19 protein-coding genes are annotated in these 21589 nt (G+C 45.3%); 4 read left to right on the top strand and 15 right to left on the bottom strand.

Annotated features, from left to right (window positions below):
* Nucleotides 1–3 precede the first annotated feature (3 nt).
* The 11 genes from D0X99_RS19850 to D0X99_RS19800 all read right to left on the bottom strand — a co-directional run bounded on the left by D0X99_RS19850 (nt 4) and on the right by D0X99_RS19800 (nt 10443).
* A complete protein-coding gene (locus D0X99_RS19850) occupies nt 4–1062 on the bottom strand; it encodes a conjugative transposon protein TraJ (protein WP_199708173.1) in 1059 nt (352 codons plus the stop codon).
* Nucleotides 1055–1711 carry a hypothetical protein gene (locus D0X99_RS19845; protein ID WP_119479623.1) on the bottom strand — a complete coding sequence of 219 codons (657 nt, stop codon included), beginning with the start codon at nt 1709–1711 and terminating at the stop codon, nt 1055–1057. The genes D0X99_RS19850 and D0X99_RS19845 overlap by 8 nt, the downstream gene beginning before the upstream one ends.
* Before the next feature lies 1 nt (nt 1712).
* Nucleotides 1713–2348 carry a hypothetical protein gene (locus D0X99_RS19840; protein ID WP_147392284.1) on the bottom strand — a complete coding sequence of 212 codons (636 nt, stop codon included), beginning with the start codon at nt 2346–2348 and terminating at the stop codon, nt 1713–1715.
* Nucleotides 2345–3028, bottom strand: a complete 684-nt coding sequence (locus D0X99_RS19835) for a conjugal transfer protein TraI (protein ID WP_147392283.1) — start codon at nt 3026–3028, stop codon at nt 2345–2347. The genes D0X99_RS19840 and D0X99_RS19835 overlap by 4 nt, the downstream gene beginning before the upstream one ends.
* A gap of 23 nt (nt 3029–3051) precedes the next feature.
* Nucleotides 3052–5532 carry a TraG family conjugative transposon ATPase gene (locus D0X99_RS19830; RefSeq protein WP_119479620.1) on the bottom strand — a complete coding sequence of 827 codons (2481 nt, stop codon included), beginning with the start codon at nt 5530–5532 and terminating at the stop codon, nt 3052–3054.
* Between the two features lie 100 nt (nt 5533–5632).
* Nucleotides 5633–5965 (bottom strand): DUF4133 domain-containing protein, encoded by a 333-nt coding sequence (locus D0X99_RS19825; protein WP_119479619.1) that lies wholly within the window; start codon nt 5963–5965, stop codon nt 5633–5635.
* A gap of 5 nt (nt 5966–5970) precedes the next feature.
* Nucleotides 5971–6312, bottom strand: coding sequence for a DUF4134 domain-containing protein (locus D0X99_RS19820; protein ID WP_119479618.1), 342 nt, complete (start codon nt 6310–6312; stop codon nt 5971–5973).
* A gap of 26 nt (nt 6313–6338) precedes the next feature.
* Nucleotides 6339–6647: a hypothetical protein gene (locus tag D0X99_RS19815; protein WP_119479617.1), complete on the bottom strand. Its 309-nt coding sequence runs from the start codon at nt 6645–6647 to the stop codon at nt 6339–6341.
* 92 nt (nt 6648–6739) lie between these two features.
* Entirely contained in the window at nt 6740–7984 is a 1245-nt protein-coding gene (locus tag D0X99_RS19810; protein ID WP_119479616.1) for a WG repeat-containing protein, read from the bottom strand.
* A 24-nt stretch (nt 7985–8008) separates the two neighbouring features.
* Nucleotides 8009–8857, bottom strand: a complete 849-nt coding sequence (locus tag D0X99_RS19805; RefSeq protein WP_119479615.1) for an RteC domain-containing protein — start codon at nt 8855–8857, stop codon at nt 8009–8011.
* Nucleotides 8858–8883: 26 nt separating this feature from the next.
* A complete protein-coding gene (locus tag D0X99_RS19800; protein WP_119479614.1) occupies nt 8884–10443 on the bottom strand; it encodes a terpene synthase family protein in 1560 nt (519 codons plus the stop codon).
* 283 nt (nt 10444–10726) lie between these two features.
* On the opposite strand from D0X99_RS19800, the gene D0X99_RS19795 reads away from it, so the two are divergent.
* The 3 genes from D0X99_RS19795 (at nt 10727) to D0X99_RS19775 (ending at nt 13094) form a co-directional block, all read left to right on the top strand.
* Complete coding sequence (locus D0X99_RS19795) at nt 10727–11203, top strand: MauE/DoxX family redox-associated membrane protein (protein WP_119479613.1); 477 nt, start codon at nt 10727–10729, stop codon at nt 11201–11203.
* A 1280-nt stretch (nt 11204–12483) separates the two neighbouring features.
* Nucleotides 12484–12765, top strand: coding sequence for a hypothetical protein (locus D0X99_RS19780; protein WP_119479610.1), 282 nt, complete (start codon nt 12484–12486; stop codon nt 12763–12765).
* A 65-nt stretch (nt 12766–12830) separates the two neighbouring features.
* Nucleotides 12831–13094 carry a DUF6520 family protein gene (locus D0X99_RS19775; protein ID WP_119479609.1) on the top strand — a complete coding sequence of 88 codons (264 nt, stop codon included), beginning with the start codon at nt 12831–12833 and terminating at the stop codon, nt 13092–13094.
* Nucleotides 13095–13134: 40 nt separating this feature from the next.
* On the opposite strand, the gene D0X99_RS19770 is transcribed toward D0X99_RS19775, so the two are convergent.
* From D0X99_RS19770 to D0X99_RS19760, 3 genes are all read right to left on the bottom strand, one after another.
* The gene (locus D0X99_RS19770) at nt 13135–14454 is read right to left on the bottom strand and encodes a RagB/SusD family nutrient uptake outer membrane protein (RefSeq protein WP_119479608.1); all 1320 of its coding nucleotides are present in this window, start codon (nt 14452–14454) and stop codon (nt 13135–13137) included.
* Between the two features lie 99 nt (nt 14455–14553).
* On the bottom strand, nt 14554–17757 hold the full coding sequence (locus D0X99_RS19765; RefSeq protein ID WP_119479607.1) for a SusC/RagA family TonB-linked outer membrane protein: 3204 nt from the start codon (nt 17755–17757) through the stop codon (nt 14554–14556).
* On the bottom strand, nt 17754–19853 hold the full coding sequence (locus D0X99_RS19760; RefSeq protein WP_147392282.1) for a TlpA family protein disulfide reductase: 2100 nt from the start codon (nt 19851–19853) through the stop codon (nt 17754–17756). Before D0X99_RS19760 ends, D0X99_RS19765 begins: the two co-directional genes overlap by 4 nt.
* 780 nt (nt 19854–20633) lie before the next feature.
* On the opposite strand from D0X99_RS19760, the gene D0X99_RS19750 reads away from it, so the two are divergent.
* Nucleotides 20634–20861: a helix-turn-helix domain-containing protein gene (locus tag D0X99_RS19750; protein WP_119479604.1), complete on the top strand. Its 228-nt coding sequence runs from the start codon at nt 20634–20636 to the stop codon at nt 20859–20861.
* Between the two features lie 290 nt (nt 20862–21151).
* On the opposite strand, the gene D0X99_RS19745 is transcribed toward D0X99_RS19750, so the two are convergent.
* A partial coding sequence (locus tag D0X99_RS19745; protein WP_233553766.1) for a hypothetical protein occupies nt 21152–21589 on the bottom strand: 438 nt, incomplete at its 5' end.

Raw genomic sequence — 21589 nt, 5'->3', positions numbered from 1 at the left:
GAATTATCGAAGCATTTTTTGGAACTGATTAGGGTATTGGGTAAGGATGTTGCTGGTTTTGTGAAGGAGGGAATCCTTTCCGCCTACAGCGATGATGTAGTTGGCTACCGAAGGCACGGTGGTGTAGCCTATGATGGCAATCACCAGAAAGATGAGGAAAGCCGTATCTGTGGAGGAAAAGAAAGTTCTGCCTTCCGACTCGATCTGTGACAAATCCAATTGGAGCATTTTGTCTTGAATCACATTGATGATGTACCCAAAGACATTGGCTACGGGAAGCCAGAAGTACACATTGATGTATCGGGCAATCCATTGCACCAGGGTATGTTGAAAGCCATCAAAAACTGCCAGTCCAAAGCTGATCGGGCCCAAAATCCCAAGCACGACGAGGTAAAACATTCTGATGACATTGATGGCCAGACCAGCCGCCTGATAGAGGACCTGGAGTACTTCGGACAACCAAGTCTTAATATTCAGCTGCAGTTGGAAAGAGGCTTTTTCCATGGCAAACTGAATTCCATTGCCCATACTTTCCATCCACCCCTCCTCTCCTGCCCCTGGGTTGGCATAGGCATACCAAAGATCCCTGTCCCCTGAACCTGAATCCCCGACATACATATTCCAGAACTTACCTTCCTTCATCGCCTTTTTCTTGGCTTCGATCAGAAGATCAATACTGTGTTGGGATTGAACTCTAAGATGGTCCGTAGCGGCAACCACGGGATTGCAGAGGCCTGCAATCAGACCGGTTACCCAATTGAAATTGGCTATCAGAATGGCCAGCACAAAGGGTCGGAAAAGCGGATAAAAATCCACTGCTTCTGCATTGGCGATGTGCCTCCAAACTCTAAATCCGATGTAAAAGACCGCACCAAGACTTGCTATGGCCCTTGCCGGAGTGCTTAAGGAGACCGTACCCTGATCGATGGTCGCTCCAACTTCATTGATGATCCGGTTAAAATCTTCAATGAAAGTGACAAACTCACCGGCCCAAAGGACCTGAGGCATCATCAAGCTGCCCAACAGAAGAATGCTTGCCTTGTAGGCTACACGTTTATTCATCCGAATCATTGGATAGTCTGGTGTCGATTAGCAATTGAAGTGTTTGGATTTCGCCTGACTTCATCTTTCGCATTTCCCCAAGTTGGGCCATTGAATTGGAGAAGCTGCTGACCCCTTTGGTGAGCTGCAGTACGGAAGCATGGACTCTGTCAATCGCCACAATCCGTTCCCAGTCATCCATTTGAAGCTGGTTGTCGGAAAGAATCAGCATCAACTCTTCCATAAGATGAAGACTTGATTGGGACCAAACTTCAAAAAGCCGATCCACCTGGGCATATTCCTGATCCATCAAAAAATCCCCGAGCCTGAATTCCTGCCGGGTTTTGGAAATCCCCCTGATAAGCCTCAATTGAAGCTGAATGATTTCTCCCACTTTATAGTAGGATTTAACCTTGGGATTAACCTTCACCAGGCGGTCCAGAAAAGCCTCATGGAGTTCAAAATTCCCTTGAGAAATTCCTTTAATTTTTTCATATCCTTTACTGATAATCTGATATTTATCTCTCATATTATCAAGCATCGCCCGAAGCTGGTCCAGCTTTTCTACATTGAGAAGAAGTTGCTGGATTTCATCCGTTTGGGCCTTACAAACCGGAACTGAAATCCAGGCCCAAAAGGCCACAAATAACAGGCAGAGGGATCGGCTCATTTCAAAATCGGTTAAGGAGTTTAAGTTCGTATTCCAGGTATTTCTGATGGGACAGTCGAATCAGGGATGCCTGTTGAACTGCGGAAAGGTCCCGATGAAGTCCACCAAACTGATCGGTCAATTGGTCAATTCGCTTTGCTCGCTCAGCATCCTCCAGCTGGAGTTCATTTCCTAAAATCAGCAGGAGCTCCTCTTTCAAAGCACTGCACTGGTTTAGCAATCCCTGATGAATTTTTTCCGTCCAGTGTAGAAATAGAGGATCCGTGCTTTGTGTCATCCAATACCTGCTGCTTTTTCCAATTCTAATTTCAAGCAGCTCAGGAGTAGCTCCGGACAGGTTCAGTCTTTTCAAGGCCTCCTGGGATCCAGGCCCCAACCTTCTGTGTGAGTTGAAAAAATCCTCATGCAGCTCCTTTTCCAGCCCTCTCCAGGAACCGATGGCATTCAGGCCTATGGAAGCAATACGATTGGCATCCTTCAATAATCCCGATTGCAGGCGAAGTTCACCAATCTGAAGCAGGAGGTATTCCTTTTGGGTTTCTTTTTGGCGGAAGAGTTCATCCCAGGTTTGGGAGAAAGAGCGGCTACCGGATAAAGCCAAGGACAGCAGAGCCAAAATCAAGCATCTAAGTTTCATTTCAGCAGGCCCTCCAGCACCCTTCCTTCATTAGCCCAGATTTTCCGCTGGGTATTGATGGTTTCAAGTTGAAGATTAAGGCTAATCAGATCCTTGAAATTTCTGTTCATCTGCTGATCCAGGGTATGGATTCGTTCCAGCCTTTCCCCATCTGAGATCTGAAAGGAAAATGCTTTTAACAGTTCAGTCAATTCGGACAGGTGCAGGACACTGGCCTGTAAAATTTCCCCATACCTGCTTTGGATCAGTTGTACTTCAGCAAGCGAGAATCTGCCGTCAGCCTGAAGCTTCTGCCAGGATTCCTGATACGCTTTAATCATTTCAGCCTGGGTCCTGGAAATGGATTTGATCCGCTGCACCTGGGCAATGGCTTGTTTGACCTTCCAAAGCCCTTCGTAGTATTCACCGTAAAGTTCCTTTTGGCGCTGCCCCCAGGAAGCAATCTCGGCCAGCTGATTTTCGGAAAGGATATTCTCCAATTTCTGCTGGGCTTGCTGTAGCCAGATGGTTTCATTTTGGAGACGCTGGATTTTAAGATCCACCGCCACAATAATTTTGGTTACCCCTTGGCGGATGATTTCAGCGATTGGAAGGACTGCTGCCTGAGAGGAAAAACTCAGACACAGGAACGCGAAGATCAGGGCATATCGCCTGACCATGGATGGATGTAAAAGAGTCATTTTAGGGTTGGTTGATAGCTGGATTAAGACCGTAATTCTTCAGCCAAATGGGCTATGGCTTTCTCCCTGTTTCCCCCGAAGCGGGAACAGAGCTCCTCGATGCGCAGTTTTTCCTTTTCCTCGGTGGTGTAGGTGAGGTATTCTTCCAAACTGACTTCAGTCCGGAATACCTGACTATGTCTTCCGAGTCCTATAAACACCTCCTTGTATTTGCGGCATGGGTCATTGGCCCGGTTGATGGAAAGGATCATGGCCTTTTCCTTCTCCGTGAGTCCAAGGAGTCTTTGGATTTGTTCGAACTTATTCTGGTATTTACTCTGGTCAAGCAGGATTTTACAGTCGGAGTTATTGATGATGGCATCTTTAATTACCGGACTTTGGATGATGTCTTCCACTTCCTGGGTGACTACGATAGCTTCCCCGAAAAACTTCCTGACTGTTTTGAATAGGTATTTGATGTACTCTGCCATCCCTTCTTTTGCGATGGCTTTCCAGGCCTCTTCGATGAGGATCATTTTCCGTTGACCTTTCAACTTTCTCATTTTGGAAATAAAAATCTCCATGATGATCAGGGTAACAACCGGAAAAAGAATGGGGTGGTCTTTGATTTTATCCAGCTCAAAAACGATAAACCGTTGGTGTAAGAGATTGATGTTCTCCCTGGCGTTGAGCAGGTAATCAAATTCACCACCCCGATAAAAAGGCCGCAGTACGTAGAGGAAATTTCCCAAGTCAAAATCCCGGCTGTTAACCTTTTCCTGTTCGATCAGCCTGGCAAAATCCCCTTGCAGGAATTCGAAAAAGGAATCAAAACAGGGGAAGACCTCCGGTGAACGGTCCAAAAACTCATAAAAATTCTTTAAGGCATTGGAAATGGCAACATATTCCGATCGTCTGAACACCTCATCCTCCTTTTTCCAAAGTGCCAAGAGCAGGGTTTTCAAACTTTCCTTTTTTTCTGTGTCCAAGACCTCACCATCCAAATAGAAGGGGTTGAAACAGATGGGAGCCTCTTCCGAGTAGGTGAAATAGTACCCACCCACCAATTCGCACAGTCCTTGGTAAGAATGCCCCACGTCAACCAGGACCACATGAGTTCCCTGTTCATAATAGCTTCGGACCATGTGGTTGGTGAAGAAAGACTTTCCCGAACCCGAGGGTCCGAGGATAAACTTATTTCGGTTGGTAATCCAGCCATTCCGCATGGGTTCATCCGAGAGATCCACCCAGACCGGCTGACCGTACCGGCGTTCCCCCAGTCTTAAGCCTTTGGGAAGCGTTCCGGAAAAAGAAGCTCCCTCCAAATTATAGAGACAGATAAACTGGTCAAGATTGAGATGAAAGCATTCATTGGAAGGGAGCGCTGCTCCGTTTCCCGGGATTCCTGCCCAGTAAAGCTGGGGCGCACCCCAGGATTCTGTTTTGGGCAACACGCCCAATTTGGATAAGGAGGCAGAGACCTCCCGAAGAGATTGTTTGAGTTCAGAAGAAGAGTCTGCCCAGATCAGGAGGTTGGCGTGTCCTTTAACAGGAGTTTTCCCTTCCCGAATCGATTCATCCAGGTATTGGGCAATGGAATCAGATGCCAGTTCATTTGACCTGGAATAGCGTGAAAGCGCATGCAACCTCAGTCTTTTGGCTTCCAGGGCAGAAAAATGCTTTTCTCTGTTTTCCATTTGAAAGACTTGGGAATAGATGTGATTACAGTCCAGCAGCTGTCCTATGGGAGAAGCAAAGCCCAGGTAGAACTTGCTGAGGTCAGTTGAATAAGGTTCAAAGACTTTGGAGCATTCCATTTCCGGGGGCAACTGATTTAATGCGGAGAGTGAAACCATTCCAAGAAACTGATCCCCAATTTTCCATTCGGGTTTGAATTCCATGTCATGGATTTCAGGGAAGTTTCGGGAGGAGGGAGATAGCAGATAGGATTCGATGATCCCTTTTTGGGAGGGAGTACCGAGCAGTTCATCCTCGGGAATCCGAAGAATCCTTATCCCCTCGGCGGACAGCAGGTGTTCCAATTGAGCAAGAACTGCGGCATAGGAATCCAGCAAATTCTTTTGAAAGTAAGGCTCCCCCACCCAGTGGGATCGGAGAAGGTTGGAAAGGCTGGAGTCAGCGAGTTTTTTTTCAGGGTTGGGGAAGGTAATCCAGAGGTAGCATCGGTGCTCCAAGATTGGTTTACCCTGAAAAAACCGGGAATTGGAACGGGAAAGAAAACCCGTTTCTTCACCAAAGCCTTCATTTGAATTCAAGTCAGCGGGAGTTCCAAAAACCGACTTTACAAACCAATCCTGTTTCCAAACGACCGTCAGGGCAGGAAGCAGGCGGAAAGCTTTGACGAAAGCCCCATGCAAGCCCTTAGCCTCTGATTGGGAGAGGGTAAACAAAGGGGGAAGGTTAAGGCAAAAACCGGCAGTGAGATCTCCCTGTTTGGAGATCAGGTATCCCTCTTCGTAGGAAAATAAGGGCAATATCTCTTCAAGGTCCCTGTATTTTGACATAGGAAACGGAGTGAATTGTGTTCAGAAGACGGTTTGGAAATGCTGATACAAGACTGAAAAGGAAGGCAGATTCAGAAAATCTGCCCTCGATCAATCACTACTAGCGCTTACTTTTCAGAGTTCGGAGTTTAAGAATGGCACTTCTATCCTTGATCCGGATACCCAGTGGAACATGGGCAAAGGCAGACTTTTTGAGCAGCCCGTTTTTTCCCAGTTCCCGGTTGAGTCGGAAGATTCGGTTTCCCAGGAAGGTCAACTGTCCGACTGTAATTCCCAAGGCAATCAGGACGGGCAGTCCTACCCCTTTCAGCACCAGGAACAGGAAAATCGAACCCAGGAGAAGACCGATCATATAGTACAGAAATGGAGGAGTAAGTCCTTTGAATTCCATTTCATGGTCTACCCCTTTATGGATGAGCAGAGGATTTCCCATACTGCTTAAGGAGTACTGCCAAAAAAGCTTTGCAGGACCAAAGCAACCACGACCAGGAACACACAGGATCCGAACCAAGCTGCTGCCACCTTGCCAGTATCCGGATCACCGGAGTTCCATTTGTTAAATACTTTCACGGCCCCAACCAGCCCGACAATGGCTCCGATGGCATACATCAAACTGACCCCGCTGGCAAAAAAGCCATTTACTTGTTGGGTTGCAGAGTTGATTCCTGCTATTCCATTACCTTGAACTTGCCCCTGAAACCCATAGGCAAGCGTAACTGAAAACAGGATCAGACCCAAAGAAAAGAGGCCCTGCCCTAATTTGATAAAGTGTTTCTTCATGGTTAATTAGTTGGTTTAGTTACTATTTAGACTGTGGTTTGCTGAATCAACTCTTTAAAAGGGGATTTCCCCAGCAGGGCTCTTTCTTCAGTATCCAAGGCAGAACGGGGATCTGCCAGAAGTCTTCGGTGCAGCGCAAATCCCATTGCCAATTCATCCCAGGAGAGCTGGAGTTTGACTTTGGATTTAGAGCTAGTCTGATCTCCATTGATCGTCGAGATTCCTTTGATGATGCCTGACCTGAAGTAGGTCAGAATCACCCATACATAGTATCCCGCCAGGGAGATACCTACTGCTGGCCAAAACCAATCGGATTGAATTACTTCGTAGAGCATATCATGTTGATTTTTTGAAAGAAGGGCTTCAAACCTCTGAAAAATTTAACCCAACTATTCAGTAGGTATTCCCAAGTGGGGAATGAAATCGATTAAAATTCTTTTGGGCGGAGTTCAAGTATTGGAGATTTTGTCCTTAAATCCATGAGGAAGTACTTAAGGTTATTATAATCTCCAAAAACCACCCAATTGACAGAAATTGCTTTTCCATCTTTGATATCCTTGAACATGGCGTATTCAATTGGAAACACCAGGTCAAAGGAATCAGAATACAATCCACTTTTACTGTTCTTACTGACACCCAAGTATCCCTCGTCAACAAAACCCACAACAGGATTAAGCGGAAAGTAATCTGCGTATAGCTGTGATATGAAATTACCGGTATCTGGACCACAAACACATGGAAAAGGAGTCTCACCACCCACTGTATCCAGAGTAACAAATGTCTCCGGGTAACCAAACTTTCTGGCTATTGATTTTCCCTTGTGAAAACTTGAAGCGTATGCATACCTCGCAGGAATCACCAACTCTCCTCTTTTATCAATAAACCCAACGTACCCCTGACTATTTTCAACCCTGGCCAATCCGGAATGAAATGGCCAGGGTTTCTTTGTGTAGATAAATGGGATTACTTCCTGTCCATTTTTATCAATAAAACCCCAAAGTCCATTATCGTTTTGAACTGCTGCCAAGCCTTCAAAAAAGGGGTCAGCATTTTTAAACTTCCCCGGAAAAGCTGGTTTAAGCGAAAGATCATAATACCCGAATTTCAGGGATTGGGGATTTTGAAGCGTGATTAGCCCATCATGAAAGAAATAGATGAATCTCTCCCAAGGCCTGCTTTGGAAAATACTCATTGCATCGTGGGTATAAGTTCCCTCATAGCCTACCGCCTGATACAATTGAGCCAGGGAATACCTTGCGATAATTCCTTTATTAAGCTCATACCAGGTTGCTTTCATGCCTTCCAGATTGGGGGCAGTCTGTTCCCATGCAAGAATCGTCGTTCCAAACCAGTTGGTAATCCGATGGAACTCATTGGGCAGAACCGGTTCTGTTTCCCCTACCCTTCTTAATTGATATCTTCCATTGGATCTCCTGAAGTAAAGTCCTTCCTTAAATGACATTTCCGGAAGCGATTGACCTATTTCCCGGTGAAGAGTTTCCGTTTCGGTATCATAGATATGGACATCCTTGTAATACGTATAGACCAAGTATCTGCCATCCCAGCTTTGGTGATTGGGATTTTCCAGGTCAAACTTCCCTTCCAGAATAACCTGAGCCAAAAGGACATGAGATAGCGATGCCATTAAAAGCATCAGAAAGAGCTTTTTCATCGTATTTAAGCATTAAGTGGTGAATTAATTCAGGGCCTCGCCCTTTTCGATATATTCCTCCATCCGGTCTTTTAAAAAATCAAGGAAAGCAGTTCTGCTTTTTTTCCGGAAGGTGATTTCATTATAGGTTCTGTAGAAATCCTGGAGATTTACCCCAAAAATTCGCTCAAACTGGGAGGCAATCTGCTTTAGACCAAGTCTGCCGTGATTGAGTACGCCTCCCTGGCGCAGGGCGTAGATCAGTTCCACGAGCTCCACCTTTTTCCCTGTCCAGTTGAGAGACACTGCCGATTTTTTTGCGTTTGCCTCGTCTTCTCCGTTCAGGACCCTCAGCTGTTCATGGATGTAATCCATTAAGGCAACCGTCCCTTTAATTCTGGCGAAGTACAGAGTATATACCGTGCAATAACGGGTATCGAGGGTATGCCAAAACAAGGTTGGCTTATAGACAGGAGCTTGGGCACTTCTCAGGAAAAAGACCTTATCCTGATTATCTTTTTTGAGCAAGAGGTAGTTATACAGGTTTTGATTGGCCTGAAGGAATTTCCTCATGGCTGCCTGTTCGGTTTCATAAAACCTCCTGAGCTCCTTGTTTGTACCGGGTGTACGGGAAGATTCCAGATTAAACAGTTCCGAATAGAACATGGACTCTTTCAAAAATTCAGTCATCTGATTTTTAAAGAATCCGATTTCTTCCTCTTCCGATTCAAAATCGTAATTCCCCAGAAAAGCTTTTAGCTTTTCCAGAGCCTGATCCACCAAGTAAAAGGCAGATTCAAACTGGATGAGTTTGTTTTCACTATCCAAAGTCAACACACTGAGATCCTGCTCCAATTTTGAGCTGATCTGAAGGGAATAATCCTGAATTTTCATGGTATAGTTGGTTTAGTTTAGGTTCTTTACTTGTCATAGCGTTTTGAAATTTCCACCGACCAATGTCTGGTTCCGGAGATTTTGTATTTGATGTATTTGAGTTTTTGAAGGATCAGGTGATTTTCAGGATTAAAATCTTCCATCCATTTTCGGTTTTGTTCCATGAAGGCGTCGAAGTACGATCTCCTGATTTCCAAGACCTTTTCTTTGGCTTCAGCTAGGGAGATTCCTTCATTTTTTACCAGCAAAGCAATGTAGTTCATGTGATCACCTGCTGCCTGCTCCTTTTTGAAGGAAAAAAGATCATTATCCATTAAGATAAGCAGGGTACTAAGCCTCCTTAGTTCAGCGGTTTTTTCCCAAAACGAAGCATTCACTGTTTCATCTACCTGGAATTCCAGACAGGAAAGACTTACTGCCAGTTTGGCTCCGGAGGTATGAGGCCTAAAGCCAAGGTACTCCTCGATGGTAGGTAGAGTATTGTTATCCCGGAATCCTGCTTCCACTCTGCTGGATTTGATGTGGTCCAGAATTTCAGTTCGAATCAATTCTATCTGCGTTTCGGAAACCTGGTCCAGGTGAATCAATTCATTCCAGAGCTCCTGAAATGCATTCACAATGGCTGCAACCCGAGATGGAAGAAAGGGAGGGTTGGATTTGGATTCCTTTAGGTAAACCCGGATCCAATCTTCAATCAATACCCAAAATGCCTTTTTGGAACCGGCACTTAAGCGATCCGTTTTATCGTCCAGGTAAAAAAGCCAAACAAACAATTTGCTAATCCATAACCCCTTGTGAAAGTCAATTTCCGGGTAGAGGAAGCTTGAAAGCGAAGCCTGCTGATTATTCTTAAAACGGGAAAATTCCTTCAAATCCACGAAGAATGAATGCAGTTCATACCCCCAATCCAGAGAAAGCGCTTCCAGTTTTTTCTTCTGGGGATGCTTCAGGGGATTAAAAGGGTAGGTTATTTCTTTGAGCAGCTCAGCATCAGATTTGGCTTTACCTGCTAAGTACCCATCTTCCTTTCTTAGTTTGATGATGGTTGATCGACCGACGCCCAATAAGCCAGCTAAATCATTTACAGGGATAATCAGCCGAAGGGAAGGAAACTTCTTTTCAAATGCTCTTAATCGGTCCAAATGAGGAAGCTGAGAAAATGCCGCCCATTCTTCATTCGAATTTCTGACTCTGGCCTTCAGGTGGTCAGAGATCTCTTTGAAATCACTGATCTCATTGAGGACTTTGATTTCATTTTCAAATGAAAGTGAAGTGAATTGAGCATCAACCAAGACTTTCAATTGATACCTGCTGGGAATCTGTTGGGAATACGATTCAAAATCGAGAAACATATCTCCCGGAAAGTAGATCCGGACCAGCTTTCGGTCGAAATACATTCCTACCAAGCCTTTGAGCAGCAAATGCGAAGTTGTTTCGACTACCCCAGCTTCTCTGATAATGGACTTCACAGGAAGTTCAAACACTTCCATAAACTCCCCGAGCTTTCTAAACTCAGCGTCTTTTGGTCCGCCTTTGAGTCCCAACAGGGTTTTCAAGGACAGCGGATCCCACATGATCGTTTTCATGTCAATACCATTTTAAATGAAAAAAGAAGTACAGCTAACCTAAAACCCAAAGGGCACCTCGCTCCAAATCAAAAGCCTCCAATTCTTTGATTTTAGAACTTTCTCTTCAGTTTTTAAAAACTTATGATTGAGTTTATAGGATAAACATTTAGAAATCAAACAATTGCCTCAGAATTCTTAAAAAACTCATCAAAGAGGTTTATTTGAGACCTAAAAAAAGTTTACTACCCCAGTTCTGAAAGTGAGAATCCCCATCCCATGAAATTTTCGAAAAACTTTCGAAATGAAAAACAGAACCCTTCCCACGACTGCCTGCTCCAGTGCCTTAATCCTGATTTGGTCTTATGCAGGAATTGAAAAACTGATCAGGTTTGAAGCCAGTAAGCATGCTTTCCGGAACCAGACTTTTCCCTTAGAACTCGCTGATGCTCTTGCAATCTGGGTACCTCTGACCGAAATTCTTTTAGCCGTTTTCCTCATGATCCCTTTGCTTCGTTGGTGGGGATATCTCGGAAGTATCATGCTGCTCAGTGTATTCAACACCTATATCGGACTGATTTGGGTAGGTGCAGTTCCAAGAGTCCCCTGCAACTGCGCCGGTTTACTGGAAAGTCTGGATTGGGCAAGCCATTTTTGGGTGAACTGGGGATTTCTTGGCTTTGCCCTTGCAGGTTTGATCTTTACTGGACCAGCCTTCTCCGGAAAGAGAGAAGAAATAACTGAATGCAATGAAAAAATAAAGCCGAAAAATCAGATGTAAACAAAAATCGGGGATTTCTCCCCGATTCAAGCTGTGTTAAGTAAATCGAGCAAATAGCAACTTCCTACTTAAAATTAAGGTAAAACCTCGTTGATTCTAGCATTTCTTCAAACTAAAATTTTTAACCCAATAGATCTTGAATAGCCTGTCTAATTAAATCGGGTGTCCTCCCACCTACCCCTATCTAACTTTATAACCTCCAAGCTGCTGAGTTGTGCGCATGGTAATCACCTAGGATGATTACCTCGTATTTTTTGAATTGATTCAAGATTTCCCCTGTCAACTTTTTCAAACAGAATTTCCTGTCTATTTCAGCCAAGGAACCGGAATAACCAAAATTTCAGGAACGATATACAAACCTTCTTCTTACTCCCTTACCCCTCCTGAGCAACTCATTGATCATCCTTGAATTTACCTCACCGCTTATCCCCCATCCCTCACCCATTCAAACACTAGAACTGGGGATTAATGCGCTCCAACGTGGTTTCTCTGAATCTGATTTTTGGGTTAGCCGGTTTTGAATTCCCAAATCACCCCAATTCCATAAAGTTCAATTCAACCCAATTTTAGGTTTAGCACCCGAATATGGGATTTCGATTTTTTTTCACTTCCACCTTTATTCCAATCAATTACAATTCGGCGAGAGTCGAATTAGACCGGATCAGTAATGAGAAATCGAAAAGCGATTTCCTTCAACTTGACATGTTGGAAAAAGTAGATAGTAGAGAAATCGAACTAGAGAAATGGCCTGATCAAACAGGTCAGGAAAGCGTAGTATTACCCTTCGAATCGGCTGACTCTTGATTTTGATCAAAACTTAGAGACCAAAATCTTTGCACTCTTCCTATAAAGAGAAAAGAGGTAGTTACAGCAAAAGGAAATAAGAGAAAGTAATACCACTTTACTACTCGAACCATCGGGACTTCGGGACAATTTTTTGTTAGTCAACTGATTTTCAAAACAAACCACAAGACCCCTAACCTAAAGAATCTTCCGGGCCTGGATTAAAACCCACCAATTAACTCAAGGAAGGATAAGGGGCGGCTGTACTACACCGCCCCGCTCACCTTGGCACCCGAACTTGGAGGAAAAGGCACCCCGGATCGCGAAAAATACCTCTAGGGGCCAATGGGTATTGGTTCGCTTTACTTGAATTCCTCTAAAACCGAGTCGTCTCTTCAAGCCGGAAATTTCCAATTCCCGGTTCACTCCCGACTCCTCCCGTAGGGAAAAGACCTGGCCTAAGTCTTTACCCATCCGGAAGCCTGGGTCAGAGATTGATGAAAAGGGCTTTCATTGAAAACCCCCTCATTTCTCTGGCTTTAGGCTTAAAAACCAAGCTATTCCAAAGCCAATTTCTCTCCAGAAATGGAGAAGCCAGAAACAAAGAGTCACATCGTATTCTCAACGGTCAGCAAGTGAGAGAATCTGACCAAACTTGGCGGTGTGGGGAGCCCGAACCGGCTCCTGAACCGGGGCAACCCGGACGGTTCAGCCTCCGGAAAGGAGTCCAATTGGACCAAGTCCTCACGAAGGACAAAGTCCTCGGACCGGACGCCTAGCCGGAGGTCCTGAATACCTAATTCAATTTTTAACCCGAGGGGCAACCCTCACAAACAAAAGCGTTATGAGACTATTGAAAAAAGCGCTTCCGGCACTGGCACTCGTGCTGGGAGCAACCCTCGCAATGGCGATGAATTTTGCGAGTCCGGTGAACAACAACCCACAGTATGGCACTCCCGACGGAGGTGAAACCTGGGTAGTGGTCAATGATCCGCAAAATCCCGTAAACTACCGATGCGATATCGGTACTGAAGCCTGTCTTTACAGCCAAGAGAGCTTGATGCATCCCATTGGTTCGACTGACAAGCAGTTTGTCTTGATTCCATAATCCAAAACTCAGGGCGGGGTCATCACTCCGCCCTGTTTATTCAGTTTACAAAACTCAATTCCCGAGGTGGGATAGGTAGCGCATAAGACCTTCCTTGTGGAGCCAATTCAAATTCCTGACCTTGAAAGGTCCTTTTCATAGTGGTTTGAAAAGCAGGTTCCCTGTTGAGCCTCCTCAGATCTGACCATCGCGTTCCCCGAAAAACCAATTCCTTTCTCCTTTCCTCCAGGATTTTTTTCAGGAGTTCCTCACCCTCCACATTCCGGATCGGTTGAAAACTTGAATTGTATCGTTTAGTAAGCAGGTCATTTAAATCCACCAATGCCAAAGAAGCTTCACCATCCCTAGCCAAGCATTCGGCACGAATCAGCAGCATTTCTGCCGTAGTCAATCCCGTAAACAGGGTATTGCTTCCATCATAACTTCCCCGGTAGTTAATAAGGCCGTTACTTCTTCTGACGTAAAACAGGGATCTTCTGAGGTCATTACTTTCGTAGCGTGAATACAAATCAGGATCTACCTGAAAGGCAGTTTGGGAGAAAATGAAACTGTAACTCCCCATCCTGCTTTGCCAGATGACCTCTTTGTTGAACAATTCAAAAGGGAAAGAAACAGCCGGATTAACTGTTTTGTAATCCAATAATTCCCGGTAGGAATTCAACACATTTTCAGCTGCCTGCAATGCCAGCTCATACTCAGCCCAAGCAAGATAAATTCTAGCCTGTAGGGCATAAGCTGCTGTTTTGGAAGGTCTAAAAGGGTATTGGGTTTGGTTAGGCAAAAGCCCCACTGCTTCCTCCACATCTTCCTTGATAATTGATTTTATCTCCTCTTTTGAAACAAACTCCGAGGTCAGAGAGATTTGGGTTGACCTTCTCACCGGAATTGAAAGATTGAGATTCAGACTCTCCAAGTTTGGTCCATCCAAAAACAGGCTGTAAAGGTTGTAATAGGCGTGAGCTCTGAAGAACAGTGCCGCTCCTCGAATTTCAGACCACCTGGAATCCGTTTTTGGAAGCAGCTCCAGCTGTTCCAGGATTACATTAGCATTCTGCACCTGATTGTACATGTTTCTCCAATCAAATACCAAGTCATCTACCTGAAAGGGCTCGGATTTCCAGAGATACAGATTTTGCTGCCATATCGGCAAAGCCAGTATTCCGGCATCATCTGACACATATTCCCCTCCCAGAATCAGGGGAAGTGCTGGTTGAAAATTCATGGTGGATGAATTGTCCAGGAGGGCCTGCAAGGCTTCAAATGAGGAAGGTGTATCCAGGGTTTTACTGGGCTTTTCATCCAGAAAACCGTCACAACCTAAGAGAAGCAGGAGTATTGGGATATAAAGTAAGTTTTTCATCGTGTTTTCATTTTGTTTTGGGGACCAATTCAGGCACTAGGAAAATCTGTATATGCGCGGATTTTTCATGGGAGAATTCCTGAATGGGATCGCCTGTTGTTAGAAATCAATTCGTAATCCTATCGCAGCTGTACGTTGAGGTACAGCAATTGGGAAATCAGGATCGATTGGTTGATCTGTTGCTTTCCAGATCAGTCCGAGATTATTGAGGTAGGTGAATACCTCCATATTCAGGAAAGGAAATCTTGGATTCGAAGCTTTGGAGAACGTGTAACCGAACCTGACATCCTGAAAGCGGATATGATCTCCCCGCTCGACCAAGACTGAGGAACGCTGGTAAAAACTTTGGCGAACCGTATTTAGGGCAGTTGGCTGTGAGGGGACCTGGGTAGTCAATTCATCTCCGGGATTTTGCCATCTGATCCCATAGTCCGCATGGGAAATTTGCCCCCTTGACAAAGCGGCATAGTCCACACTGCTTCTTCGGAAATAATATCCCGCCCGGAAGGTGATGTTGAACGAAAGGCTGAATCCTTTATAGTCCAGTGTATTTCTGAGCGACCCGAAAACTGTGGGGCGTGCCGATCCATGGAATCGAATGGATTCCGGGGTGGCTGTTGAGATGATGGCACTGTAGTTTTCCGAAAGCTCTCCATCCAAGAATCCCAGAGGGTTTCCGTTGTCCGGATTCAATCCTCCCCAAGGCAAAGAGTAAATCGAAAACAAAGGCTTACCCTCCAGAGGAACCACGTTGGAAGAATTACTGCCAAAATATTGCGCCACTGTCCTGGAACCTTCGAATTCGGTCACCTCATCCTTCCAGCCGCTGATCAGCGTCTGTGTGCTCCAACGGAGCGCCTTATCCAGAATAACCGAGTTCAGCGTAAGATCAAACCCTCTGGTGATGGTAGAGGAGAAATTGCCCCGATATTGGTAGAGCCCATTGGAATCCGGAACCTCTGTCTCACCGATCAAGTCCTGGCTATTTTTGGTATAGAATTCCAAACTACCGCCCAGACGACCGCTTTTGGATTCAAAATCCACTGCCAGATTGAAAATCCCGATTTTCTCCCAGCGCAGGTTTGGGTTTGGTGGGTTTGAAATGAAGGCGTACCGAAAGCCCGGAATGTATTCATGGAAGTTATCGTATCGGATAGTGGTAAAGGCAGAAGTACTTTTGTCCACGTTACCATTAAACCCATAAGTCATTCTCAGTTTGACATAGGGAAGCGCTTCCCACTTATAAAATGATTCATTGCTGAGAATCCATCCCCCTCCCACGCTCCAAAGCGGGACACCCTTTTGATTGGTTTCCACTCCAAAAAGATTGGACATATCTTTTCTGGCGCTTGCGGAAAGCAGGTACTTTTCTTGGAAGAAATAGGATGCGTTTCCGAAATATGACAGGTAATGGTCGTTGATACCGGAATGGGTACCACCATAGGGAATGTTCAGCCGGAGTCCGGGATTGAAGTACTGGGGAAAACGGGTCTGGTAATCTACCGGAGTGCTGAGACCCAATTCATCCTTGTAGCCAAAATACTGCATGCGGTCTGATCTGGAACTGAGGTCCCTCATTTCAAATCCAGCCAGTGCATTCCATTCACCTTTACCCTTTTTGAGTTGATACTTGAGGTTTGTTCTCAGATTATGGCTGAAAGAAATGTCGTTTGAGGTGGTAAACCGTTCTCCTCTTGGAATCGCAAAAGTCAGGGAACCATCCGGGCCAACCTGAGTAAAACTGTTGATTTGGTGTCTGATCTCATAGAGTTCAGGAGTCTCTATGGATCTACTTTCCGTATGGTTGGTCCAATATTGATACCTTGTCTCCGCCTTCAGTCCTGGGACAATCTGATAACTTAACCCCAAGTTTCCTCGAAAGTCCATCCCTACGACATCCAGGTTTCGTTTGCCGATTTCCTGAAGGGGTAAAAATCTCCAATCCAAGAGTCCAGACTGAGCCGTACTCTCCACATACCTGTTGCTTAGTGCCCCCACTACTTGTAAGGCATTGCCTTCGGAATCCGCAAGCAGCTCATATGGTCTGAGAGTCGGAACGGAAGTGGTCACCGTGTTTTTACCCCTGGATAGGTAAAGACCTGTGCTAATCTCCAGCTTGTCTTTCATCAGCTTCCAGTTTTGTCTGGCATTTAGGGTAATGCGGTCATTGAGATTGCCGACTACTTCCGAAGCATTTCTGTCATATCCCCCGGAGAAGTTGAAGTTATAGCTGTCTCCTCCTCCAGAAATCTGAAAAGCGTACTGCTGGAGCACTGCCTTTTGATAATAGTACCTCGACAGGTCAGCCCTACTGTCCTGATTGCTGTACTGCAGCAGGAGACGATCTCCTTCGGCGGCCGTAAGCTGACCGTTTCGCACTTTCAGCAAAGTCTCCACTACCGGGGAAAGCGGAGTTCTTGCCGTGGAATTGATCATCGAGTTGTAGAAACCGGAATTAAACAGCCTCCTCTCCTGCTCTACAAAATCCCCAATTTCCATTTGAGGGGCATAAAAGAGATCAGGCGCTTCGACCACCGTTACATTGGATTGGACAGACACACGCATAGGCTGCTTGTATGAGCCGGATTTGGTGGTGATGACGATTACCCCATTTCCGGCCTGGGCTCCCCAGATGGAAGCTGCCGCTGCATCTTTTAGAATAGTGATCGAGGCAACATCATTGGGATTGATATTTTCCAATGGGCCTTCATAGGGCAGATTATCGATGACAATCAGCGGCTGGGTATTGCCAAACAAGGTGGACCGTCCACGGATACTGATGGGGTCCGCACCCCCAACGGTACGATTAAAAATCACCCCTGAGGAAACATCTTCAATTCGGTCGAGGATAGAGGTGCTTACTCTTCGATCCACCAATTCCTGATCGATCTGGACAAAGGAGCCCGTGGCCCGCTCTTTGGGAATTTGCTGATAACCGGTAGAAACCACATCCACAGCCCCAAGGTTGAACTCCTCAGTTTCCAACTTGAACACCCTCGGTGTTTTATCCGAGGTGGAAACTACCTGTCTAAGGGATTTGAAACCCACAAAACTGACGATCACTTCATGTTCACCTTCGGGAAGGCTCAGGGAAAATTTACCGGAGGCATCGGTTACGGTGGATTTGGAAAGTGAAGAAACCAGAACCACAGCTCCGGGCAATGGATTTTCCGTTTCGGATTCCAGGACGACACCTGTCAAGGTGACCAAATTTGGACTTTCCTGCGACCAGGAAGTCCCGACAAATTGTAGAAGAAGCACTGCAAAGAGCAGGACTGCTTTAGGGATCAGTATTCTATTCATAGGTTAGGATGTGTTGGAGAAGGTTGAGGGGTAGCAGTTGAATTTGCTGGCAGGTAAGACTCGAGGAGTTGCTTCCAGCCTTCATAGGTTTGAGGAAAATTTCCTGTCTGAAGAATAGTTCCTTCAGCATCGATCAGGATTTGAGCAGGAAAAGCACGGATTTGGTAGCGTTTGAGCAAGGGGTTTTCCGGTCCTCCGGAAAACAGATTGAGGCTTTCAGGAAGAGTATATCTTCCGCCTTTCAGACTGTTTATCCAAGTCTCATTCTTCGTGTCACCGGAAACCGTGACAAAGAGTAAATCCGGATGATCTGAAAGCGCATTGACCAAAGGGAAAAACTGGTCTTGGGCAAAGGAAAGGCAGGCACCGCATCCTGTAAGCCAAAAGTCAAGCAGGACCAACTTCCCTTTCCAGGATTCCGGATAGACTGGATTTCCAGATTGATCACTCAAGGGAAGATTGGCGAAAGGTCTCCCCTTTAGATTAGATCGGAATAATTCAGCTAGGTATTCCCCGATCAGAGGAGAGGAAGTTTGAGCCATCGCTCGTTGAAAGAGTTCATCCGGATTTTCCAATCCTTTGTACTCCCGGATAAGATACAGGGCATTGACCTGGTCACGAAGGGATCCCGGAAGGGTCTGAGACCAATCCATAAATCCCAGGGGAATGAGCTTTGCTGTCAGTAAATGAGCCAGGTAGAGCGTTTCCACCAGTTCCTGTGGTGCAAATTCCCATTGGTCAAATTGATCAAGCTCATTTTTATCCAGTGAGTTTGCTAAGAGAAGTTCTCCCCAGGCTGAGGAATTGGGGTTTGCAATCCGAACAAACTCATAGGCCCCTTTTCTGAGTTTCCCGATCCAATACGCCTTCAGCCAGGTAAACAGTTCTGGATCAAGACTGGACTCGGCATTCAGTAAGGCTTGCCAAACCGGATGGGAGTGACCTGCTTCCTGAAACAACTGCTTTGCCCGATTCAATTTTTGGGCCTCAGTTTGGAGCAGTTCCATTTTTCGGGTCCAGCCCGGTTGGTAGTTTTCCAAAGCCCGCTGTCTGGCCATGCGCTCTCCATCGGAGTCCAGCAGGGCCAGTGAATCCGAAAGAATCATGACCGGATTCCGCTGTACCTGAACTTCATCAACTAGGCGCTGAAGCGTCAATTGGAGGTTGACCGAAGTCGCTTCCGGTCCCCAAATCAGTGTTTTTCCAGATTTGGAATCAAAACGCACAGCAAGAGAATCACCTTGCTGCAGCCAGAGGTCTTTGAAAATTTGGTTTTCCCCAGCAGAAAGGGAGAATTTCCCAAACTTTACTTCCAAGGGAATTGTGACCAAGCCCTTCTTATACCCCGGAGATCCTTCAGCCAGGGTACCCTGAATCAGTGGGACGTCCATTTCCCGACGGCTCTCATATCCAAATTTGGGATCGAGCTCCCTTTCCGAAAGCACCAGCCTGGGGAGTATGGAATCCGGCAGGTTGGTTTCAAAAAGGAGGTTAATGGTATTACTGACAGAGGAGTCAATGACGGAAGAAGTAGAATCAGTCCAGCGACCCGGTACTTCACTACTTCCTCCATTAATGTGCTCCTGACGAGAAGCACCAGAAACAGGAACTTCAGCACTCAACTCCTTTCCCATAGCTTCACTCACCTGATGCTCAGGGTCAAAGAAGACCGTGACTGGGGCGGGGTTGAGCGCATAGCCCCCCTCCCCTGCGCCCAAATCAAGGTGCTTATCAACTAAACCATTTGAGGACATTAGACAGAAGACACAAGAAGCAAGACTTTCAGCTTCAGTACTTCTAGGTTTGATTCCTCGTTCCGAATAAACTTGGCTAGAGAAGACTGGGACGGAGGTGGAATGGAGGGATTCTACTGCCATTCCTACCTTCCTGTCCTGGTCGATAGGTATTAAACCAAAATTATCCGCGAGGAAAGTATCGGAGCGGGAATCCCCGCCCCGATTGGGACCGCCGAACCTATGAAGAAGATCGGCCCCGGGTGACTGAGCAACTAGACTCAGCAATGAGGTGCTTCCGATCCCGATAGTTACCGGGAGGCATGGCAGTGCCAGGAAGCATGTGAATAGAATTTTTTTCATGCTTTCAAATTGAGTTTGAAGTGTGGCTGGAGTTCCGGAAAGGCAATACATCCCCTACCCGACCGCCCAAGTATCCGATCAGGAGAAAAAGAAGTTAAACCGATTCAATTCAGCTGTTTTTGGGGGAGTTACAAAGTCCCTTAAAGCCGATTGAAAGGTCAAAACAAAGCCTGTCTACACGCGAAGAGCGAGCAGAAATCCAGTAAGAAAGAAGTTTGAGTGAACAGCGCATATCCTGAAATCAGGATGCTGTCAAAGCCATACAATAATCTCTGTCAGCAAAAGATCTGGGCTAGGCCCAAACAGAGATAGCGCTAGTTAGGTAGGGCATTTAATCAGTGTACTCTGAAGCTGCTTGCGGGTGAAGCAGACCGACGCTGGCAGGCAAATCCCACTCCTCTCGGAATTTCCCGGGATAATGCTCCAAAAAGTATATGTATTCACCTGCTCCATTGGTACTTGGGTTTATATTCTCACCACCGGGTTCAAGTACCAGCCAAAAAAGTTTGGCGTGGTAACTCTACCCCCTGTCTTAGAGGTACTGCCATACCAAGGGCAACAGAAGAGAAGAGCCCACGCCAAATGGCGTGAGCATTTCACTTATCTTCTCGCGCCCTTTTGAAATTTGGCAGTTTTCTAAGCCGAGGTGAATAAGTGCAAATGCAGTCGATTTCGAGAGCTTTACAATACCTTATAAAAGGCTCTGTAAGTATAGTGCAAAAATTGTTTTAGCGCAAATTTGCGTTAATAATTTTTTAAGATAGTCCTGACTTTTCCTGCATGGCACAATTCAGGGATCAAGAATTCATTTCGAAAGTTGGAAAAAACATTGTAAGGATAAGAAATGAAAAGAAAATCACTCAAGAGGAACTAATGGATCGAACAGGTTTAACTCTGAGTCAAGTTGGCAGAATTGAAAGAGCGGAAGTTAATACCAGCATTAGCATGATAGCACTTATTGCTAAAGGCTTAGGAATCGATCCAAAGGAAGTTTTTGATTTTTCTTAAAGAATGCTCCAATAAAGCCTAGCTCATAAAAAAACCAGAATTTTGTAATAATTGGTCCACAAAAAAGCCCTTCCATAACCAGACCGGAAGGGCTTAAAAACCAATGGAAAGAATATTTTTTGACCTGGTTATGATCTTAAGGAGATTCGATATCTGACCCTACAAATCCAACTGAAATTCCGAATCAATCCCCAAAGGAACCTCACCGGTTAAGTGCAACAGCGGTTTCATGCTTGGTTTTGCAAGCCGCACAAAAACCTAGTTGTTAGGGCATCGTGCTTCTTTTATAATTATGGTTTTATATCAAATTTTCTTCGAAGCTTCAAAGTCAGGTCATTAAGTTTATTGGAAGAGTCTTCATAATTTTTGTAAATGCTTTCGAAGTCAAATGCTATTTCCGCATTTGAAAGTTTTATTTCATTAAAGATGTAAGTGGCTTTTTTAAGTTCCCCGGCAAGATGAACTGCTACATCATTATCTCGATACTTCTCTACAATTTCAATTTTTATTGGGTCAACAAAATTTGCTTGAAAGTAATTAAGGTCAGAAAAGTTTACATCACCTTGATAGAAGTTAAGCAACGATTGGTTTAAAAATGCTTCAAATTCGCTAACTCTATCTTCCTGTTTTGCAGCGTTAAAAATTAAAGCTGTATCGTCCATGGCTTTCTCAACTATATTCTTGTATCTAATTTTTCTTTCATAGTCAAACTGCACAGACTTCATAAG

Origin of the sequence: Algoriphagus lacus (assembly GCF_003583985.1) — a bacterium.
Taxonomy (GTDB): domain Bacteria; phylum Bacteroidota; class Bacteroidia; order Cytophagales; family Cyclobacteriaceae; genus Algoriphagus; species Algoriphagus lacus.
The sequence above is the reverse complement of the archived record's forward strand: the minus strand, read 5'-3'. Positions and strand labels throughout refer to the sequence as shown.